General features: G+C 65.2%; 16 protein-coding genes. 4 read left to right on the top strand and 12 right to left on the bottom strand.

Annotated elements, in window-relative coordinates; all coding sequences use genetic code 11:
• Positions 1 to 4: 4 nt before the first annotated feature.
• Positions 5 to 517: a VIT1/CCC1 transporter family protein gene (locus BN9444_RS07355; RefSeq protein ID WP_068801679.1), complete on the bottom strand. Its 513-nt coding sequence runs from the start codon at positions 515 to 517 to the stop codon at positions 5 to 7.
• A 94-nt stretch (positions 518 to 611) separates the two neighbouring features.
• On the opposite strand from BN9444_RS07355, the gene BN9444_RS07350 reads away from it, so the two are divergent.
• Positions 612 to 1,445: a spermidine synthase gene (locus BN9444_RS07350; RefSeq protein ID WP_066490983.1), complete on the top strand. Its 834-nt coding sequence runs from the start codon at positions 612 to 614 to the stop codon at positions 1,443 to 1,445.
• A gap of 43 nt (positions 1,446 to 1,488) precedes the next feature.
• Positions 1,489 to 2,352, top strand: a complete 864-nt coding sequence (locus BN9444_RS07345) for a PDDEXK family nuclease (RefSeq protein ID WP_068801678.1) — start codon at positions 1,489 to 1,491, stop codon at positions 2,350 to 2,352.
• A gap of 90 nt (positions 2,353 to 2,442) precedes the next feature.
• On the opposite strand, the gene BN9444_RS07340 is transcribed toward BN9444_RS07345, so the two are convergent.
• From BN9444_RS07340 to BN9444_RS07300, 9 genes are read right to left on the bottom strand one after another with little or no spacing between them, the layout of a single operon-like run.
• On the bottom strand, positions 2,443 to 3,582 hold the full coding sequence (locus tag BN9444_RS07340; protein WP_066490973.1) for a glycoside hydrolase family 25 protein: 1,140 nt from the start codon (positions 3,580 to 3,582) through the stop codon (positions 2,443 to 2,445).
• Positions 3,583 to 3,630: 48 nt separating this feature from the next.
• On the bottom strand, positions 3,631 to 5,976 hold the full coding sequence (locus BN9444_RS07335) for a bifunctional lysylphosphatidylglycerol flippase/synthetase MprF (protein WP_068801677.1): 2,346 nt from the start codon (positions 5,974 to 5,976) through the stop codon (positions 3,631 to 3,633).
• Positions 5,963 to 7,234 carry an alpha/beta hydrolase gene (locus tag BN9444_RS07330; protein WP_066490963.1) on the bottom strand — a complete coding sequence of 424 codons (1,272 nt, stop codon included), beginning with the start codon at positions 7,232 to 7,234 and terminating at the stop codon, positions 5,963 to 5,965. The genes BN9444_RS07335 and BN9444_RS07330 overlap by 14 nt, the downstream gene beginning before the upstream one ends.
• Before the next feature lie 60 nt (positions 7,235 to 7,294).
• On the bottom strand, positions 7,295 to 8,413 hold the full coding sequence (locus BN9444_RS07325; RefSeq protein ID WP_068801676.1) for a cysteine desulfurase family protein: 1,119 nt from the start codon (positions 8,411 to 8,413) through the stop codon (positions 7,295 to 7,297).
• The gene (locus tag BN9444_RS07320; protein WP_066490961.1) at positions 8,413 to 9,357 is read right to left on the bottom strand and encodes an electron transfer flavoprotein subunit alpha/FixB family protein; all 945 of its coding nucleotides are present in this window, start codon (positions 9,355 to 9,357) and stop codon (positions 8,413 to 8,415) included. Before BN9444_RS07320 ends, BN9444_RS07325 begins: the two co-directional genes overlap by 1 nt.
• A gap of 12 nt (positions 9,358 to 9,369) precedes the next feature.
• Positions 9,370 to 10,158, bottom strand: coding sequence for an electron transfer flavoprotein subunit beta/FixA family protein (locus tag BN9444_RS07315; RefSeq protein ID WP_066490956.1), 789 nt, complete (start codon positions 10,156 to 10,158; stop codon positions 9,370 to 9,372).
• A 42-nt stretch (positions 10,159 to 10,200) separates the two neighbouring features.
• Positions 10,201 to 11,355, bottom strand: a complete 1,155-nt coding sequence (locus tag BN9444_RS07310; RefSeq protein ID WP_066490951.1) for a THUMP-like domain-containing protein — start codon at positions 11,353 to 11,355, stop codon at positions 10,201 to 10,203.
• Positions 11,352 to 12,212 carry an NUDIX hydrolase gene (locus tag BN9444_RS07305; RefSeq protein WP_068801675.1) on the bottom strand — a complete coding sequence of 287 codons (861 nt, stop codon included), beginning with the start codon at positions 12,210 to 12,212 and terminating at the stop codon, positions 11,352 to 11,354. The genes BN9444_RS07310 and BN9444_RS07305 overlap by 4 nt, the downstream gene beginning before the upstream one ends.
• Before the next feature lie 22 nt (positions 12,213 to 12,234).
• Positions 12,235 to 13,062 carry an ABC transporter ATP-binding protein gene (locus tag BN9444_RS07300; protein ID WP_068801674.1) on the bottom strand — a complete coding sequence of 276 codons (828 nt, stop codon included), beginning with the start codon at positions 13,060 to 13,062 and terminating at the stop codon, positions 12,235 to 12,237.
• Positions 13,063 to 13,129: 67 nt separating this feature from the next.
• Here BN9444_RS07300 and BN9444_RS07295 point away from each other — a divergent pair, with 67 nt between their 5' ends.
• Together BN9444_RS07295 and glgB are read left to right on the top strand one after the other, a co-directional pair.
• Positions 13,130 to 15,175, top strand: coding sequence for a maltotransferase domain-containing protein (locus BN9444_RS07295; protein ID WP_068801673.1), 2,046 nt, complete (start codon positions 13,130 to 13,132; stop codon positions 15,173 to 15,175).
• A gap of 129 nt (positions 15,176 to 15,304) precedes the next feature.
• Positions 15,305 to 17,425, top strand: coding sequence for a 1,4-alpha-glucan branching protein GlgB (glgB, locus tag BN9444_RS07290; protein WP_066490926.1), 2,121 nt, complete (start codon positions 15,305 to 15,307; stop codon positions 17,423 to 17,425).
• A gap of 110 nt (positions 17,426 to 17,535) precedes the next feature.
• Here the strand turns inward: glgB and BN9444_RS07285 are convergent, their stop codons facing one another.
• Positions 17,536 to 17,952: an arsenate-mycothiol transferase ArsC gene (locus tag BN9444_RS07285; RefSeq protein ID WP_077210059.1), complete on the bottom strand. Its 417-nt coding sequence runs from the start codon at positions 17,950 to 17,952 to the stop codon at positions 17,536 to 17,538.
• Positions 17,953 to 18,048: 96 nt separating this feature from the next.
• The gene (locus tag BN9444_RS07280) at positions 18,049 to 19,488 is read right to left on the bottom strand and encodes a cation:dicarboxylate symporter family transporter (RefSeq protein WP_066490913.1); all 1,440 of its coding nucleotides are present in this window, start codon (positions 19,486 to 19,488) and stop codon (positions 18,049 to 18,051) included.
• Positions 19,489 to 19,506 lie beyond the last annotated feature (18 nt).

Genomic DNA, 19,506 nt, shown 5'->3' with positions numbered 1-19,506 from the left:
CAAATTATCCCACGACCCCACCAAACGCTGCGCCGATGCCGTAGGTGACCGCCAGGCCGAGCGCGCCACCCAGCACGAGCCGGAGTACCGCGCGCACGGGACCCGTGTCAGAGAGTTTGGCCGAGGTAAAGCACGTAATCACCAGCACGAGCAACGTCGTCGCGAAGACGACGAGGGCAGAGTTGAAGGAGAAGAACACTGATGCCAACGGCAGCGCCGCACCGGCCAGGAAGGAAGCGCCCGAAGCCGCGGCTGCCTCCCAGGGATTAGTGAGTTTCTCGCCATCGAGGCCGTACTCAATCTGCAGGTGCGCGGTGAGCGGGTCGCCCTCTCCAATCTCCTGCGCCGCCTTGTGCGCGGTCCTATCCGAAATGCCGTAGCCGGAGAGGATGCCGGCGGTGAGAATGGCGGCATCGGAAGCACCGGAGCCTATAACGCCGAGGAGAAGCGCGGCATTGCTGATGATGCCGTCGTTCGCGCCAAGCACCGCTGCGCGCAAGGAATTAACAGTGACCATGCATTCATTATGCGCGACCTATAAGAGCTGGTCTAGGCTTAAAAACCTAACCTAACATGCGTCCGACGAGCCTGCCCTTAGTAAGGTATAGCGCATGGGTAGACAACGCGCGCACTCCTCCGACCCTCGGGTCGGCACCTACGAGATTTCCACGGGCTCGGCTTCCGTCGAAGCCGACCCATTCCGGGAGGGCGCGTATATCCTCAACGTCAACGGCGTGCCGTCCTCGCACATCGTGATCGATGAACCGAAGGAGCTTGAGTTCGAGTACATGCGCTGGATCGCTGCGGCTGTCGAGTCGCTGGCTCCTAGTCGCCGACTCGTCCACCTGGGCGGCGCGGGGTGCTCGCTGGCGCGCTATTTCGCTTCCGTCTGGCCTAACTCGCACAACACCGTGGTAGAGCTTGATGCCAAGCTCGGACAGTTGGTGCGTGAGCTTTTCGATATCCCGTCTGCCCCCACCGTCAAGATCCGCGCCGGGGAGGCGCGCGCGGTGACCTTCGGCTTCCCGCCGGGGCGTTGCGATGTCATCATCCGCGACGTCTTCGCGGGTTCCACAACCCCGCGTCCTCTCACCACGGTCGAGTTCTTCGAGGCGGCTCACTCGGCACTGAGCGCGGGCGGCCTGTATGTCGCGAACTGCGGCGACCACTCCTCGCTGCGGGTGGCGAAGGCGGAGCTGGCCGGCCTGGCGCAGGTCTTCTCTCATGTGGCCGTCATCGCGGATCCGCCGATGCTCAAGGGCCGCCGCTACGGGAACATCATTCTCATCGCCTCCGATACTGAGCTTCCTGTAGAGGGCTCACCGGAGTTTGCGGCGCTTACAAAACCACTGCTCGCCGGCGCCGTGCCCGCGCGTTACGAGGACGAACGCTGGACCCGGAAATTTTTCAAGGGGACGGACGCACTGCGCGATCCCGCCGAGTAGGTTAAGCTCCGGGACGGGGACCACACATTCAAGGGGGATTATCATGGATGACCTCGTCCTTTCGGAGCTCAGCCGCTCGAAGCTGCGCACGCTTGTCAAGAACGGCAAGGCCGTGCCCATCTGCAGAGGCTTGTATCTGAGCCGCACGCCCACAGCGGCGGAGTTAGCTGTCATCCTTCAAGACCGGACGCCGGACCTCGTTCTCACTGGGATCACCGCAGGACAGATAGCTCATGGAAAGCCGCTGACGCTGCCGCTCCACGTCGCGTATTCAGAAACTCTTCCCCACTCGCAGTTCTTCGTTGCGCACCGCACAACGCAGCTTGCGAACGACGTCCACAGCAAGGCACGCATTCACTACCCAATTCTCGCGGTCGCATGCATAGATGACGACGAGCTGGGCCTGAAATACCTCGAGCGCGCATATGCCGGTCAGCCCGGAAAAATCCGGCTCGAAGAGCATATGGAGTCGATTGCTCGCCTCCCGAAACGCTCGCGGGCGCTCCTCGATCGCGCGGCACTCGGGACCGACTCGGGCGCAGAAAGAAGTATCGTTCGCGGATTGCGCGAGCTCGGCCTGCACACTGAATCCAATGCTTTCATCGGACCCTATCTCTGGGACATCGTGCTGCCCAAATTGGGATGTGCCGTAGAAATCGACGGCTTCGAGTACCACTCCCGGAAACCCGAGACCATTCGCGACGCGTGGAAGACAAACGACGCAGTGCTGCGCGGCTGGCGTCCGCTGCGCTATACGGGAAGCTGCGTGACGTACCACCGCGACGATATCCTCCGGCAAATCTCGACGGCGCTGAATCCCGACTTGGAGGCGAAAGTCCACACACCGGTCCGGCAGTGGCACCGGTGGTTTAGTACGCGCGACGATCCGTGGGACGTCCATCATTAGACCGAAATAGCCACAACATCCGAATAAGGAGTCGAAATGTGAAAAACCGAGACCCTATTCGGACGTTGTGGCTATTGTCAGCGCTGCCGTTTAAGCCCCGGCGAGCATCCGGTTCACGGCCGCCGCGACAGCGCCGGAGTCGAGCTGCGGCAACTGCACGCCAGCCTCGCGGGCGGCCTTCTGCGCGTGGTCGACCTCGACGGCGTCGACCTCGGTGTTGGACAGGTGCGCCGCGTTGTCGAGCAGCAGCGCGAGGTCGGAGAGGGTGGCACCGTTCTTCAGCATCTCCTCGAGCTTCTCCTTCGGCAGCGCGTCGTTGGCGATGAGTGCCTTGGCCATATCTGTAAACTGGTCCCCTCCGGCAGCCTCGGTGAGGGCAGGAGCGACGGCGGCGCCGACGGACAAAGCAAGGATGGCAGCAATGACGGCACGTGCGTCGCCGGACAGGTCAACGCCCGGGATGACGAGGTTCTCAAGGATGCCGCCGAAGTCGATGTAGTTACCGGCAGAGAACGTCTCGAGCTGCATCTGGGTGCCATTGAAGATGTTCATATCCACCGGGCCAGTGATGCCGCCCACGCGGCCGGAGTCAGAGCGCTGCCAGAAGGCGATACGGTCCCAGCCGCCCACCGGCTCCGGGGCCTGATCCTGGTACGCGGCGAGCCACAGCGGGAACTCGGAGAACTCCGTCGTGTTGCCCATCTCGTGGAGCCAGAAGTACTTGTACGTGTAGATCATCGGGGTGCGGCCGGTTAGACGCTGCAGCTCCGAGGTGAAGGTGCGCGTCCAGGCCACGAGCTCGGCCGGGGACTTACCCTCAGAGACCTCGAGGTCGAGGACCGGCGGCAGGGTCTGGCCCGGGACGAGGGCGAGCTGTGCAGCAAACTCCGCGGCCTGGCGAGCGGGATCCGCTGCTGGGCGGGCGTAGTGGTACGCGCCGACCTTGAGACCGGCCATCTTCGCGGCGTTCGCGTCGCCGACGTAGTGGCTGTTAACCCAGCCTTCGCCCTCGGTGGCCTTGACGAACGCGAAGGACTGGCCGTCCGACTTCACGGCGTTCCAGTCAATGCCGGCGAGCGTGGTGTGCTGGTGTCCAGAGACATCGATGCCGCTGGGTGCAACGAGGCCGCCCAGGTCTTGGGCCTGAGCGACGGTGCTGGAAACGGTGGCTGTGGACAGAGCAAGTGCGGCAGCCGTAAGGGCCGCGACGATACGGCGTGCAGAGATCATGTCTGCGACACTACACATCAATCACACGAGTCACACACACAACACGCGTTACTGCTTTAACTTTTCGGATCGCGCGGCGAGCCACGCGCGCACGGCACGCGCCGCATCCGCAGCCGAGAGCGACGGCACATAGGCGTGGACGACCGCGGCGGCGATAGCAGGCAGCGCCAACTCATCGTCGTACGCGAGGTACCACGCGTGCTCCGTCGGCTGGAACTTGCGCTTGCTCGCGGCGAGCGTGCGGAAGCCGTAGAGCGGCTCCATCTCCTCGCCCACGCGCGAGAGCAGCGCGTCGAGCAAACCGGGCTCGGACGAGCTGCCGGACAGCGGCGCACCCGAGAGCGAAATCCACTCGCAGCCCTCGGCAGCGGCTTGCAGGAGCGCTTCGGAGATAAGCAGCTCAATGACGCCTTTAAACCCATGCTCGGAACGGCGCATGACGTCGAGCGTGTACCCCGCGATCTCGCCGGAATGGTGGACCGGCAACCATGACGTCACGCCATGCAAAGAACCGTCAGAACCCACGGCGAGCAGCAAGCGGGTACCGGGCACACGCAGCTCCGGCAGCGAGCCCAGAGTAAAGCCCATCTCCGGCAAAGACTTCTCGGAGACCCATTCTTCAGACAGGGCGATAACGGCCGCTTGAAGCTCGAGCGAAAGTTCCGACCACGTCGTCCACATAGTCGTCACGCCTTCTTTGCCGGCCTTGTTGCGCGCGGTACGCACGTTCTGGAACTTCTTGCCTTTAAACTCAGTGTTCTCGGTGGAGAGCACTGCTTCCTCGGCGACTTCGAGGCGGCGGAACCCCGGGCGCTCGAAGGCTTCGGAAACGGAGTACCACGCCGGACGCAGCGAATTCTCACGCGCGAAGGCCTCGAACTCGGCGGCGCAGCCCTCGGTGTCAAGTCCCACAGGCTGGCCCAAGGACAACGCCACCCCTCGGGAGGCGCGGTAGGCCACATACGTATCCCCCTCTTCATTAAAGAAGTAGCGGTTGCCCTCCCACAGAGTCATGAACGACAGGTGGTCGCCAGAGCCGGACTCGAGGATGGCACGCGCGTGAGTGGCATCACCGGAAGGGTCAGCAGGTCGAGCGAATATGCGCCAGCCTTGCCACGCGGCATAGAGCCAGAAGACCGTGCCCACCCACTCGTAGAGCGCCCACGCCGCCGAGGTGCCCGGCACGAGCGCGTACGGCAGGAGCAGCGCAACAACGGGCGGGAAGAAGCGCAACGGCCATTCAAACGCGATAGAGCCGAAGGACGCGTCGTCAAAGGAAGCCCTCAGAAGCCAGGCACCCACGAACCACACGGCGCTCACTACAACGAAAGCGAGCAGGAGGCGCAGCAGTACGCGGCGGACCGAGGCGGAATTCTCGCGCACGCTGAACACGCGGCGGTTCCAGACGAGTACACAAGCACACCCCAGCCACGGCACGAGAACCGCCGCTAGGTTGATGCCGTAGAGCGCCACGCCGTCTTCATCCAAGTCGAAGAGCTGCGTGACGAGCACGGCCATGGCAGCGAATTGAACGAGAAGCGAACCCCACCACGCGGCGAGGCGGCCCTTCCACAGCCCATAACAGAGCACGAGTTGGATGAGCAGCGGGATGAGGTCCGCGACGGCCGGGCCCAGGCCGTAGACACGCGACCAGCTGAGGGCGTCCTGGCACTCCTGCGAGCCGGGCAGGGAGTGGCATAGGCCGGCGGTGAGGGCATCGGAAGCACCGCCGGACCACATGAGCTGGGTGACGGGGCTAAACGGGCCCTCGGCGCCAGGATTGAGCGCAACAAAGAGCGGACCGAGCGCAACGATCCCCACCACCAGTGCAGTGAGCACGCGCTTCTCGCTTGCCGATGCCCCCGCGCCGCGGGTTTCCTTCGCCCACCAGGCTCCCGCGGCGATGGACAACACGGCGGCGGTCACGCCGATGACATCGGGAAGCGTGCCCGAATACAAGGCCATGGTGGCGGGCAGCACGAGGATGACTAGGCGCACGCGGCGGCGCCAGAGCCGGGGAAGCCGCGCGGAGGCGAAACCGGCGGTGCCAATGATGAACGCGATGAGCGTCATCCGAGTCGAGCGCAGGAGATCATCGCCCCAGCGGTTGAGACCGGCAATCTCAATGCCCTTGGCAATCACGAGGGACAGCGGCACGACGATGAGCTGGCTTGCCACGCCCACGGCGAGGAAACGTTTCCACCCCAGGGTGCGCTCGGCTGGGATGTCCACGGCGAGGGCAAGCAGCGTAAGCATGAACGCCCCGCCGGCGGTGTGGACGGACAGGTCATCGAGCAGCCCATCCGAGGCACCAAGAATCCACAGAGCCCACACGATGACGATGAGGAGGAGCGTCACTGGGTTGCGACGCAGGAAGGTTTTAGAGCGTGACATCGGAATCTTTCAGTCCGTCGAAGGGGTCGGTCGTTACAGTGAGCCCGCCGCGGCGCGCGGCCCACGCGAAGGCGCGTTGTAGGCCAGGGCGCCACACGTCAAAGGAATGTCCACCTTCGAGCGTGCCGTACCACGCCGGAATTCCGGCGGCACGCGCCTTGGCCGAGAGGTCTGTGAGCGCGCTCTTCGCATGCTCATCCGCGGTGCCCGCGATGAAAACGGCGGCCAGCCCCGAATCCTTGTAGCTGTGTGCGGTAAGCAGGCTAGCGGGGTTTTGTGCTTGGTACTTGGACTCGTCGCCACCGAAGAACTTCTCAACCGTCGCGGCATGCGTGCCGATGGTCGGCTCCGCCTCACCGGACAGATCGATGACCGAGCCGAATGCGGACGGGTGCGTCGTGGCGATCTGCAGCGTGCACGTGCCGCCGTAGCTCAAACCAGCGACCGTCCAGTGCTTCTGATCCGCATCCACGCGGAAGTCTGCCTTAATCGTGTTCGGCACGTCCGTCGTGAGGTACGTCATCACTGTGGCGACCGAAGAGTTGGCGCAGATGGGGTTGGCGTTCTCGGAGCCTGTGGCATCGACAGCGATGACGATCGGGCTTACTCCCCCGTTGGCGGCCTGGAAGCGGTCCGCGGTCTGCGCTGCCTCACCGGAGCCGAACCACTGCTCCGGTCCGCCGGGGTTGCCGTGGAGCAAGACGATAACCGGCAACGTGGCGTTCGACGTGAAATACGCCGGCGGCAGATACGCCGTGGCGTCGCGCGAGGTGAATCCCGAGACCGCGGAGGACACCGGGAAGGTAACGAGCGCGCCGTGGGCGCCGTCCGTCGCCGACGCAGCCTTGACCTGATCGAGCGTCATCTCCGGAGCTACGGGCTGCGGGTCGAGCGAGGCGACCGTGGGATACGTGCCGTATTCCATGTTGGCCAGGCCCGCGGTGGACACGGCGGAGACGACGGCGACGAGCGCGAGGAGCACGCGCAGGCGCGGCAGGACGGCCACGCCCACGAGCGCGAGCACCGAGACGAGCCCAGCGGCGAAAAGGTAGAGGGGAATATCCCAATGGCGGAGAATAAACCATGCCGCGGAGACAGCGGCGAGCGCCACGGCGAGGGTAAGGCCCGTGCGGTGCCACCGCTTCCAGCCGGCCCAGAGGACGACATCCGCGCCGAGGACAAGTAGCACCACGTAGATGACGCCCGCCGCGGTTCCCGTGAGCGGAATCTCCCGCACAAAATCGATAACTGATTGCACGAGATAACAGTAGTTCCCGCCTGCTGGAACGTTACGGGCGAAAGCCCACGAGTTTCCTACTTATACGCTGCGAGCTCGCTCCACGATGCTGGGAATTTCCTGACAGGCAGCATCCACGTCCGCCTGCGTGGTGCCGGGGCCGAGGGTAAACCGCAGACTACCGGAGTGGTCCTGGTCGATCCCCATAGCTTCGAGGACGTGCGAGGGGCGGTACACGCCGGCATGGCATGCGGAGCCTGCCGATGCCTCTATCCCCGCAGCGTCGGCCAGCATGAGCAAGCTATCCGAGTCCGTGCCCGGGAACGTGAGATGCAGGTGGCTGGGCAACGCCGGCTCATGCGTGTTGCAGATCGCGTCGGGCACGGCGGCCAATAGGCGATCGCGGAGAGCGTCGCGCAGTACGCGCACGCGGGCGGCCTCGGACTCGAGCTCGGCGAGCGACTCGTGGAGCGCGGCCGCCGTCGCAGAAGCGGCTGCCACGTCGACGGTGCCGGGGCGGATGCCGCGCTCTTGTCCCCCGCCGTAGGCGATGGGCTGCGGTGCCGGCGAGCGGCGCGCGAGCAGGAGGCCTGCGCCACGCGGACCACCGAACTTGTGGGCACTGGCGGCCAACGTTGTGGCACCCAGCGCGTGGAAGTCGATAGGCAGCTTGCCCATGACTTGAACGGCGTCGATGTGGACGGGGGTCTCGCCCGCCCGGTCGATGACTTCTTTGACGGGCTGGAGGGCGCCCGTCTCGTTGTTGGCCCACATGCACGTCGCCACGGCAGCGGGGGCGTCGAGCGCCGCGAGGTCGCTCAGATGGCCGTCGTGGCCGACGGGCAGCAGGTCAACGGTCGCACCTTCCTTAGCGAGGGCGGCAACGGTCTCGAGGACACCAGGGTGCTCGATGGGCGTGGAGACAACGCGCGCCGGCGCACCGGCAGCCACGCGGGCGCGATAAAGGCCCTGGATGCCGATGTTGTCCGCCTCGGTGCCAGACGAGGTGAAGATGACCTCGATGGGCTCGCAGCCGAGGTCGGCGGCGATGGACTCACGGGCATCGTCAAGCACACTGCGCGCGCGGCGGCCCGAAGCATACGTCGCGCCGGCGTTGAGAGCGCCCGACGCGGCGACCCAGGCGTCCACGGCCGCTTGGCGCATGGGCTGGGTCGCCGCGTAGTCGAAATAGTGTGACATTAGCCGCGACGCGAGTTGATCTCGGCGGTAAGCGCCGGGGCGATCTCGTGGAGGTCACCCACGACGCCGAGGTCAGCGATCTCGAAGAAGGGCTCGTCCTGGTCCTGGTTGACCACGACGATGGTGCCCGAGGTACGCATGCCTGTGAGGTGCTGGATGGCGCCAGAGATGCCGAGTGCAATATAGAGATCCGGCGAGACGGTGACGCCGGTCTGGCCGACCTGGTGCGCGGGGTCGTAGGCGCCGTTGTCCACGGCGTCGCGGGTGGCGCCGACGGCGCCCCCGAGGGCATCGGCAAGCGGCTCGACAACTTCGGCGAACTTGTCGCCAACGCCGCGGCCGCCGGAGACGACGACCTTGGCGGCGGTGAGTTCGGGGCGCGCGGAGTGCTCGGCGGGCTTAAAACCGGTGACGGTGACGTCGCGCTCGGTGGCACCCGGCAGCGGCATGGGGGCGAGCTCGCCCGCGGCCGGCTGCGGTTCGGCCTTGATGGCGCCGGGGCGCACGGTAAAGACCGGGCAGGCGCCCGCGGCGGTGGAGGTCGCCTGGAAGGTGCCACCGAAGATGACGTGGGTGGCGGAGTGATCCGGGTTGATGGCCGTAACGTCCGCGAGGACGCCGGAGGCCAGGCGTGCGGCAACGCGGCCGGCAATCTCGTTGCCGGTGGGCGTCGCGGCGATGACGATGGGCGCGGGGTTCGCGGCGCCGAGGGCGTGGAGGGCGTCGACCTCGGGTGTGATGAGGCGCTGGCCGTAGTCGGCCGTGGTGGCCTCGACGACCTGGGCGGCGCCGAGCTCGGCGAGCTCCTTCTCAAATCCTGCAGGCGAGGCGGAGACGACGACGGCAGAGACGACGCCCAGCGGGCGGGCGGCGGTGATGAGCTCGGCGGTGACCGGTGAAAGCTGGCCCGCCTCGTGCTCGACAAGAACGTAAACGTGCGACATGGTGGGTGCTCCTTAAATGAGGTTGCGGGCGGCGAGGAAGTCGGCGATCTGGCTGGCGGCCTCTTCGGCGGAGACGCCGGAGATGACCTCGCCGGCGGTGCGCGGCGGCAGTTCCTGGGAGTCAGTGACCTGAGTGGCCGGCGCAATGGCGTCGATGCCAAGGTCTGCGACGGACCACTCGGTAACCTCGGCCTTCTTCGCGGCCATAAGGCCCTTGAAGTTGGGGAAGCGCGGCTTGTCCGCCTTGTCTGTAACGGTGACGAGAGCCGGCAGGGCGGTCTCGATTTCCCACGTACCGCGGGCGTCCTCGCGGGTACCGGTGAGCTTGTCGCCGGTGAAGTTCAGGGTCTTCACGCCGGTGAGCGCGGGCAGCTGGCGGTACTCGGCGAGCAGGCCTGCGAGCAAACCGGTCTGGGAGTCCGAGGCCTGGGAGCCGGCGACGACGATCTGGACGGGGTCGGTCTCGGCGAGCTTGGTGAGCGCGGCGTTCAAGGTCCAGGCGGTGGAGAGTGCGTCAGCGCCAGCAAGCTGATCGTCCACGACGTGCACAGCGGCGTCCGCACCCATGGCGAGCGCCTTGCGCAGAGCTTCGTCGGCTTGGGCCGGGCCCATGGTGAGAGCCACGACGCGGAAGCCGGCGTCCGGATTGTTTTCACGCAGGCGAAGGGCCTGCTCGACGGAGAATTCGTTGACCTCGTCGATGACGTTGTCCACGTCGCGGTTAATCCGGTGATCCTCCCCCAGTGTCTTCGTCGACCAGGTATCCGGTACGTGTTTGACCAGCGCCACGATGGTTGGCATGTGTCGTGTCCCTTTCCGTCATGCGTGTGTTATGAAAGTTAGCTAAACCTTGCTCGATGATACTCGGGGGCCGCAGATAAATGCGACCTGCCGCGAACTTCCGGCGGCCGAGCCCGCGAGGCCGTCGTCGACGCGCGCCACCACCACCGTGAGCGCTGCGGGGCCCCGCAGCTTGAGCTTCTTGCGGAGCTGGTCTGGGTCGACGTTCACGCCACGCACGAGGATTTCCGCGCGGCCACAGTCGTACGAAGCGAGCGCGGCCTTGAGCTTCTTGAGGGGGACCTGCTCGATGAATTCAAATCCCGAGGTACCCGTGGGCAGCCGGTCGCCGGTGAGGTAGGCCAAGTGCTCGTCGAGCTGCCAGAGCCCCTCGCGGGCGGCGTAATGCTGGACGAGCCCGGCGCGGATGATGGCGCCGTCGGGCTCGAGGATGAAGCGGCCGGGCTCGCCGGGCGCGGGTGGATCGACGGGCGCGTCCGTGACGATGTCCGTGTGGCCGTCGCGGAGGATGACCGCGCGGCGGCGAGCGGCGGCGAGATCCGGCGTGTAGAGGCAGGCCTCCTTGACGCCGCCGTCGACGGAGACGATGTCCACGCCGCCGTCCCACTCGGAGAAGTCGAGGCCCGGCGCGCACTTGATGGCCAGGGGACGGCCGGGGTACGCGGCGACGAGGTCTGGCAGCGGAGGAAGAAGCTTGGCGGGGTCGGTAATGCGGCGCCCACCCGCGCGACGGGCGGGGTCGGCGACGACGACGCCGGAGTTGGTCACGGGTGCCAAGGCGTCCGCGCGAACGAACCAGCCGTCGGGCACGTTGTGGCGGGCCATTGCCAAGCGTGAGGCGTCGAGGTCGGAGCCGACATAGTCAATTCGGGCAGTGCGAAGCAATGCCCCCTCAGTGCCGATGGAACAGGTGACGTCGTGGACGAACTCGACGCCGAGCGCAGCCAAATGCTGGGCGCGGAAGGACGCGACGGCGGGTGGGGTGGCTTGTTGGACCGAGGTGGCATCGGCAAGCCAGTGAGCAGGGAGCTTGCCCGAGCGGCGGGCCTGGAGGAGCTCGGCGACCGCGCGGGCGTGCTCGCCGTAGAGCCCGCGGAGGAACTCCACGTCCTTGAGCTGGGTCTTGGGAGTGAGTTCAAGATCGTGGTCGAAGGTGTGGGCCGCGAGGAAGGCGACCTCGTCGAGGGTAAAACTCATATGCGGTCCACCGGGTTGGTCTCGAAGTAGTCGCTGTAGTGTGGGTCGTCGACTGGGTCGCCGATGACGGGGCGCAGGTCAGCATTGGCCGCGGCCTTGATCACGCCGGAGACGCTGTCGTGCTCCGCGAGGCGGCCAAGCTGGCGCCACGTGGGCAGGGCAAGGCGCACGAGCCCGGCGCGCCATCCGTCGAGGAGGAGCTGGGGCGGGAACCAGTTGGCGTCAGCGGCTTCAAAGGTCGTGGCGTCCGGCTCCTGGCCCGGAGGCAGCGTCGCGATAAAGAAGAACGTGTCGAACCACTGGCCTTTATCGACGCCCGCCCAGCGCGCCCAGGGGCGCAGCATATCTGCGTCGAGCTTGAAGCGGCGGCGCGAGAGGAACTCTGTAAAGGAGATGGTGTGGTTTTCGAGCTCAAGGCGCTCGTCGTGATAGCGGCGCGCATCCTCGAGAACCTCGCCGGACAGGCCGCGCACCAACAGCGTGCCCGCCTCCTCAAAGAGCTCGCGGGCAGCGGCGAAGACGAGGGCGTGCGTCTTGTAGCGGGTCACGCCCATCTTGCGGGCCATGGAAATGGTGGACGCGCCGGACCACAGCTCGCCGGAATCCCACGTGCGCGGCGGGAAGTCGCGGGGGTCGACGCCGCCGCCGGGGAATACGACATGCCCCGGATAATTGCGCATGGTGGACACGCGTTCTTGTACCCAGACCTCGAGTCCGTCCTCGCCATCGCGAACGATAAGGACGGTGGCAGCCAGCTTGCCGCCGTTGAAACCGGTATGGTCCGCGTGGTCGATGGCGTCGTGCTCACCGACGCCATCACGGAAATAAGTCCGGTTAGGGTCCCGATAGGTTGGCATAGTGAAGCCAGATTACCGCAACCTAGCGCACGCGGCGGGCGAAATAGCGCTCTCCAATGCGGTCAACCTGAATAGGCTGATGGAACGCCGTGGAGAGGTTCTCAGAAGTCAGCACGCTATTGATAAGGCCCATGTCCACGACCTTGCCCTCGTCGAGGAGCATCGCGTGAGTAAAGCCGTACGGGATCTCCTCGACGTGGTGGGTAATCATCACGATCGCCGGGGCGTCCGGATCGAGCGCCAAATCCCCCAGGTAACCCACGAGGTCCTCGCGGCCGCCCAAGTCCATGCCCGCGGAGGGCTCGTCGAGGATGAGCAGCTCCGGGTTGACCATGAGGGCGCGGGCCAAGATGACGCGCTTCTTCTCACCCTCGGACAAGGTGCCCCACGTGCGCTTGGCCAGGTGGGTCGCCCCCACCTGGGCGAGGATTTCCTCGACGCGGCCGAAATCCATATCCTGGTATTCCTCACGCCAGCGGCCGAGCACGGCGTAGCCGGCGGAGATGACCAGATCGTCGACCCGCTCATTGTCCGGGATGCGGTGCTGCACGGCGGCCGAGGAAATGCCGATGAGCGCGCGCAAGTCGCGCATGTCCGTCTTGCCGATGCGCTCGCCCATTAAGAACGCCGTGCCCTTGGACGGGAATTCTTCCGCCGCGGCCATGCGGACAAGGGAGGTCTTGCCCGCGCCATTGGGGCCGATAATGACCCATCGTTCGTCGAGCTCTACCTGCCAATCGATGGGACCTACAAGGGTGTGTCCACCGCGGCGCAGCTCCACGCCGTGGAAGTCGATCAGAAGGTCGGGGTCAGCCACGTATTCAGGTTCGGCGATCTCTTGCGCAGTCATGCCCTCTATAGTGCCTTACGTTCCACTTCCCCGGTGAAAGTGACACAGCTAGGTTAGGCTGAAAGGCATGACTTCTCCCACCTCCTCCCCGCGCATATACGGCCACGCTTTCGGCCGCCTGGGCATTGACGATGTCCGCCCCGTCATCTCCGGCGGGAAGCTGCCCTCCAAGGGCACCGTTGGGGAGGTCATCCCCGTCACGGCCTTGGTCTGGCGCGAAGGCCACGACGCCATCGCCGCCACGCTGTCTGTGTGGAATGCGGAGGCCTCCACGGTCTCCTCGACGACCATGGACTTCGACCCCGTCAACCCGGATCGCGTCCATGCCGTCTTTACCCCCGCCACCCCGGGCCGCTGGTTCTTCCGCGTCGACGCGTGGAGCGATGTCATGTCCACGTGGCGCAACGCCGTGACGAAGAAGATGGACGCCGGCCAATCCGAGCAGGAGCTCGCCAACGATCTCTCCCACGGCGCCGACCTCTTTACCCGCGCCGCACTCCAGACCCCCACGGACCAGGCGGGCCCGCTCTTCGCTGCGGCCAAGGCACTTGCTTCCGATGCCCCCTTCACCGAGCGCGTCGCCCCCGCCTTCTCCCCCGAGGTCACCGAAATTCTCGAGCACCACCCGCTGCGCGAGCTCATCACCGAAAGCGAGATTTACGAAGTCGACGTCGAGCGTGCCAAGGCCCGCTACAGCTCTTGGTACGAGCTCTTCCCCCGCTCCACCGGCGGTTGGGACGCAGATGGCAACCCCGTCCACGGCACCTTTGAGACCACGAAGCGCGCGCTGCCCCGCGTGGCGGAGATGGGTTTTGACACCGTCTACTTCCCGCCCATTCATCCCATCGGCGAGGTGCACCGCAAGGGCCGCAACAATGCGGTAACGGCACAGCCGGGCGACGTGGGTTCCCCGTGGGCCATCCAGGACCACACGACCACGCACCCGGAGCTGGGCACGATGGAGGACTTCAAGGACCTCCTCTCCTACGCCGAGTCGCTCGGCCTCGAGGTCGCCCTCGATCTGGCCCTCCAGTGCGCACCGGACCACCCATGGGCGCAGTCCAACCCGGAGTTCTTCACGGTGCTCGACGACGGCACCATCGCGTATGCAGAGAACCCACCCAAGAAGTACCAGGACATCTACCCGCTCAACTTCGACAACGACCCAGACGGCATCTACGAGGCCATCTACGACATGGTCATGATCTGGGTGAACGCCGGTGTAAAGACCTTCCGCGTGGACAACCCGCATACCAAGCCCGCCAACTTCTGGGCGTGGCTCATCGCCAAGGTGCATGCCACGCACCCAGACATCATCTTTCTCGCCGAGGCGTTCACGCGCGCCCCGCGCCTGCTGGGCCTGGCCAAGGCGGGCTTTTCGCAGTCCTACTCCTACTTCACGTGGCAGACCTCCAAGTACGACCTCACGGAGTTCATTCAGCACCACCTGGAGCAGGCCGATATCTGCCGCCCCAATATGTTTGTCAACACCCCAGACATCCTGCACGAGTCCTTGCAGACCGGCGGACGCGCCATGTTCGCCATCCGCGCCACGCTCGCCGCGACGCTCTCCCCGCTATGGGGCGTGTACTCCGGCTTCGAGCTCTACGAGCACGAGGCCGTCAAGCCCGGCAGTGAGGAATACCTCGACTCCGAAAAGTACGAGCTGCGCCCGCGCGACTTCCAGGCGGCGCTCAACTCCGGCGACTCGCTCGAGCCCTACATCGGGATGCTCAACCGCATCCGCCGCGAAAACCCGGCCTTGCAGCAGCTGCGCGCGCTCACCTTCCACGAGGTAGACAATGACAACGTCATGGCCTACTCCAAGGCGGACGCCGCCACGGGCAACGTCGTGCTCACCGTGGTCAACCTCGACCCGCGCAATACCCAGGAAGCCACCGTCCACATCAATTACGCGGCCATCGGCCAGGACGAAGGCGCAAGCTTTGAGGTCCACGACAAAATCTCGGGCAAGACATTCACGTGGGGGCCGCACAACTTCGTGCGCCTCGCCCCGCAGGGCGACGTCGCCCACGTCCTCGTGCTGCCCACCGTCGCCGAGGACCGCCGCACGCAGCTGGCCTGGCGTCCGCAGGACACCTACCGCGCCTAGTGCCAGCCAGGCCCTGCACGCCCGTTCGAGTGAGCAGGGTCCGCGGGCACAATATCAACCGCTCGGTGCCGATCAAGAGAAAACTCACATCGCCTGCACGCACCCCTCTATAAAGGTACTTTTGACTCTATGAGCATCCCGCAGTCTGACCTCGATCTCCTCAACTCCTGCCGCCACTGGGCGCCGCACGATTTCTATGGCTGGCACGACGGCGTCGTGCGCACCCGCAAGCCGGGTGCCGAGTCGGTCGAGCTCGTCACGGCCGAGAAAACCATTGCCATGACGAACGTGGGCAATGACATCTGGGAAGCCTGCTTGGTTCGCGAGGCCGATTACCGCCTGCGCGTGACCTATCCGGGCCAGCCCGCCCGCGAGGTGGCCGACGGCTACCACTTCCTCCCTACGCTCGGTACCTTTGACCTGCACCTTATCGGGGAGGGCCGCCACGAGCGCCTGTGGGAGGTGCTCGGCGCGAACCTCAAGTCCTATGAGACGGATCTCGGCGTCGTCGAGGGCGTCGCCTTCGCCGTGTGGGCCCCCAACGCCGTGGGCGTCGCCGTCGTCGGCGACTTCTGCGGATGGAACCCCACCCAATACCCCATGCGCTCGCTAGGCTCCACGGGCATCTGGGAAGTCTTCGTCCCTGGCATCGGCGTGGGCGAGCGCTACAAGTTTGCCATCCAGACCAAGCACTCCGGCCGCATCGACAAGGCCGACCCGCTCGCCAAGGCCACCGTTGCCCCGCCGGCGACGGACTCCGTCGTCGCCCGCTCCACCTACAAGTGGAACGACCACAAATGGATCGACGCACGCACCGGCGATATCAACGTGCCGGTCAATATCTATGAGGTCCACGTCGGTTCCTGGAAGATCGGTTCGAATTACAACGTGCTGCGTGAGGAGCTCATCCCCTACCTCTTGGAGCACAACTACACGCATGTCGAGTTGATGCCCGTCGCCGAGCACCCCTTCGGCGGCTCCTGGGGCTACCAGGTCTCCGGCTACTACGCGCCCTCCGCGCGCTGGGGCTCGCCAGAGGATCTCAAGGCGCTTATCGATGCCCTCCACCAGGCGGGCATCGGCGTCATCATCGACTGGGTCCCCGCGCACTTCCCCAAGGACGAGTTCGCGCTCGGCCGCTTCGACGGCCAAGCCCTCTACGAGCACCCGGACCCCCGCCGTGGCGAGCAGTCCGACTGGGGTACCTACGTCTTCGACTTCGGTCGCAACGAGGTTCGCAACTTCCTGGTCGCCAACGCTCTGTACTGGGCCGAGGAATACCACGTCGACGGCCTGCGCGTCGACGCCGTGGCCTCCATGCTTTACCTCGACTACTCCCGCGAGGAGTGGCTGCCCAACCAGTACGGCGGCCGCGAGAACCTCGAGGCTGTCCAGTTCCTCCAGGAAACCAACGGGACGCTCCACCGCGCCCACCCGGGCGTGTGGACCATCGCTGAGGAGTCCACCTCCTGGGATGGTGTTACCCGCCCCACCTCCGACGGCGGCCTGGGCTTCGACTTTAAGTGGAACATGGGCTGGATGAACGACACGCTCGAGTACTTCAAGCGCGAGCCGGTCCACCGCTCCTACCACCACGGTGAGCTCACCTTCTCCATGGTCTACGCCTACTCCGAGCACTACATCCTGCCGTTTAGCCATGACGAAGTCGTCCACGGCAAGGGCACCATCTGGGGCCGCCAGCCTGGCGATGACTGGAACAAGGCGGCCGGCGTGCGCGCGTTGTATGCCTACATGTACTCCCACCCCGGCAAGAACCTGCTGTTCATGGGCCAGGAATTCGGCCAGACCACCGAGTGGAACGAGTCTTCTTCCGTCGATTGGTCCAACCTGGAAGGCTGGGGCCACGAGTGGCACCAGGGCATCAAGAAGCTCTCGCGCGACCTCGGTGCTCTATACAAGAACACTCCGGCGCTCTACACGCGCGATTTCGATCCCTCTGGCTTCCACTGGGTCGTGGGCGATGATGCCAACGGCAGCGTGCTCGCCTACGAGCGCTACGGCGAGGACGGCTCCGCGCTGCTCGCGGTCATCAACCTCTCCGGTTCCTCCCACACTCATTACCAGCTCCACCCCACCCGTCCGGGCTGCTGGGAGCTCGTCCTCAACACGGATGACTCCAGCTACGAGGGCGCGGGCAACAACCTGCCCTCCGAGTTCACCGCGGGCGACGACGGTGCCTGGCTGCACCTGCCCGCCAACTCGGCGCAGTGGTACGTCTACCGCGGCTAGTTCTTCCAGTCTCGCCCTGAGACTCAATGACCACAACGTCCGAATAAGGTCTCGAAATTCAAAATTTTTCAGGCTTATTCGGGCGTTGTGGTCATTTTCAGATCGCCAGGTTACTTCCCCACGAGCCCGCGCACGTGCGCGTCAATCTCGTCGCGGATAATCCGCATGCGTTCCATGCCGTGGATGTCCTGATCGACGGGTTCGGATACCTCCCAGCGCTCCAGCTTTCCAGTCGCGTCCTCCGGCCAGTCCAGCTCCGCGCCACCCACGATGACCACGTGGTCGACGCTGCGCAGCAACTGTGGGTCCACGGCCTCGGCCTGGCCGTGGGTCATGTCCGCGCCGACCTCGGCGAGCGCCTCGACGGACTCCTGGTTAACCTCACCCTCGGCACCCGACTTCGTGACCTTCACGCCCGCGGAGTACGTCTCCCACTCCGGAGCGTGCTTACGCGCCAGCGCCTCGGCCATCTGGGACTTGCCACGGTTGCTATTGCACAGGAAGTAAACGGAGGGCATGGTGGTCACCTTTCAGTACAGGGAACGGTTGATGTGGGTCATTGTAGACATGACAACGCCCGCACGGCCGGTTGAATGGCAGCGCGGGCGGGTGGGGTTGAGCTCTTACTTGTAGATGCCCGAGCCCTTCTCGTAGTTGTCCAGGTCAATCTGCTGCGTAGGCTGCAGCGTCTCGTTGGCGGGGTTGACGACGTCCGGCAGCTTGAGGTCGACGTCGCTGTCGAGGTCGGTCTCCTTATAAGGCAGCTGGCCGTCGAGCACCTGGTGAACGCGGTTCATGTCGACAGAGTGCGTCCAGCGGCCGATCAGGACGGTGGCCAGGGCGTTGCCCGCGAAGTTGGTCAGCGCGCGGGCCTCGGACATGAAGCGGTCAATACCGACGATGATGTCCACGCCGTGCAGGAGCTCCGGGCGGTGCGACTGCAGGCCCGCGGCCAGCGTCGCGATGCCGGCGCCGGAGACACCGGCCGCGCCCTTGGAGGCGATGATCATGAAGACCAACAGGCCGATCTGCTCGCCCAGGTTCATGGGCATGTGCATGGCCTCCGAGATGAAGATGGAAGACAGCGTGAGGTAGATGGCGGTGCCGTCAAGGTTGAAGGAGTAACCAGTCGGGACCACGATGCCGACGGTGGGCTTTTCCACGCCGAGGTGCTCCATCTTGCGCATGAGGTTCGGAAGCGCGGACTCGGAGGACGAGGTCGCGAGGATGAGGAGGAACTCGCGGCCCAGGTACTTGCACAGCTTCCACATGGAGATGCCGCCGAAGACGCGGGCGATGGTACCGAGCACGAGGAAGACGAAGAGGAAACACGTGATGTAGAACGCCAGCATGAGGATGGCGAGCGACTTCACGGCATCGAAGCCTGTGGCGCCAACCACGCCGGCCATGGCGCCGAACGCGCCGATGGGCGCGACCCAGAGGATCATCGACAGCAGCTTGAACACGAGGCGCTGGAGGTGCGCAATGAACGCGAGGATGGGCTCACCCGACGGGCCCATGGACTGCACGGCGAAGCCGCAGAGTAGCGCGACGAAGAGAACCTGGAGCACCGAGCCTGACGTAAAAGACGAGAACAGCGTGTCCGGGATGATAGACGCAATGAAGCCCGTGAGGCCCTCGTGGCTCTCTTCTGCCTGAGCAATAAAGGAATCCGCAGCACCTTGCGAAGCAGAGATGTCCAAACCGGTGCCCGGCTCGATGTAGTTACCGACGAGGAGGCCCACGCCGAGCGCGAAGGTCGACATGATGATGAAGTACGCCAGGGCGATGCCGCCGGCCTTGCCCACCGAGGCTGCGGCACGCACGGAGCCAATGCCGAGCACGATGGTGCAGAAGATGACCGGGGCAATGATCATCTTGATGAGGCTCACGAACATCGTGCCGAGGATCTTAAACGGCGCGGCGGCCTCCGGCGCGACGAGGCCGAAAACCACGCCACCGACGACCGCGACGATGACAGCAATGTAGAGCCAGTGCGTGCGGTCTTTCTTCGGACCCTTCGCCTGAGCAATTTTTGGGGTGGTGGTAACTGGCGAAACCATAGCCGTCCCTTTCTTGAA

The organism is Corynebacterium phoceense (genome assembly GCF_900092335.1).
GTDB lineage: Bacteria > Actinomycetota > Actinomycetes > Mycobacteriales > Mycobacteriaceae > Corynebacterium > Corynebacterium phoceense.
This window is presented reverse-complemented; position numbering and strand designations above follow the sequence as displayed.

Coding starts and splice junctions, on each gene's coding strand:
- BN9444_RS07310 (WP_066490951.1), bottom strand. CDS start 11,355: ATGAGTTTTACCCTCGACGAGGTCGCCTTCCTCGCGGCCCACACCTTC.
- BN9444_RS07295 (WP_068801673.1), top strand. CDS start 13,130: ATGACTTCTCCCACCTCCTCCCCGCGCATATACGGCCACGCTTTCGGC.
- BN9444_RS07350 (WP_066490983.1), top strand. CDS start 612: ATGGGTAGACAACGCGCGCACTCCTCCGACCCTCGGGTCGGCACCTAC.
- BN9444_RS07320 (WP_066490961.1), bottom strand. CDS start 9,357: ATGTCGCACGTTTACGTTCTTGTCGAGCACGAGGCGGGCCAGCTTTCA.
- BN9444_RS07305 (WP_068801675.1), bottom strand. CDS start 12,212: ATGCCAACCTATCGGGACCCTAACCGGACTTATTTCCGTGATGGCGTC.
- BN9444_RS07315 (WP_066490956.1), bottom strand. CDS start 10,158: ATGCCAACCATCGTGGCGCTGGTCAAACACGTACCGGATACCTGGTCG.
- BN9444_RS07300 (WP_068801674.1), bottom strand. CDS start 13,062: ATGACTGCGCAAGAGATCGCCGAACCTGAATACGTGGCTGACCCCGAC.
- glgB (WP_066490926.1), top strand. CDS start 15,305: ATGAGCATCCCGCAGTCTGACCTCGATCTCCTCAACTCCTGCCGCCAC.
- BN9444_RS07340 (WP_066490973.1), bottom strand. CDS start 3,582: ATGATCTCTGCACGCCGTATCGTCGCGGCCCTTACGGCTGCCGCACTT.
- BN9444_RS07280 (WP_066490913.1), bottom strand. CDS start 19,488: ATGGTTTCGCCAGTTACCACCACCCCAAAAATTGCTCAGGCGAAGGGT.
- BN9444_RS07355 (WP_068801679.1), bottom strand. CDS start 517: ATGGTCACTGTTAATTCCTTGCGCGCAGCGGTGCTTGGCGCGAACGAC.
- BN9444_RS07345 (WP_068801678.1), top strand. CDS start 1,489: ATGGATGACCTCGTCCTTTCGGAGCTCAGCCGCTCGAAGCTGCGCACG.
- BN9444_RS07335 (WP_068801677.1), bottom strand. CDS start 5,976: ATGTCACGCTCTAAAACCTTCCTGCGTCGCAACCCAGTGACGCTCCTC.
- BN9444_RS07325 (WP_068801676.1), bottom strand. CDS start 8,413: ATGTCACACTATTTCGACTACGCGGCGACCCAGCCCATGCGCCAAGCG.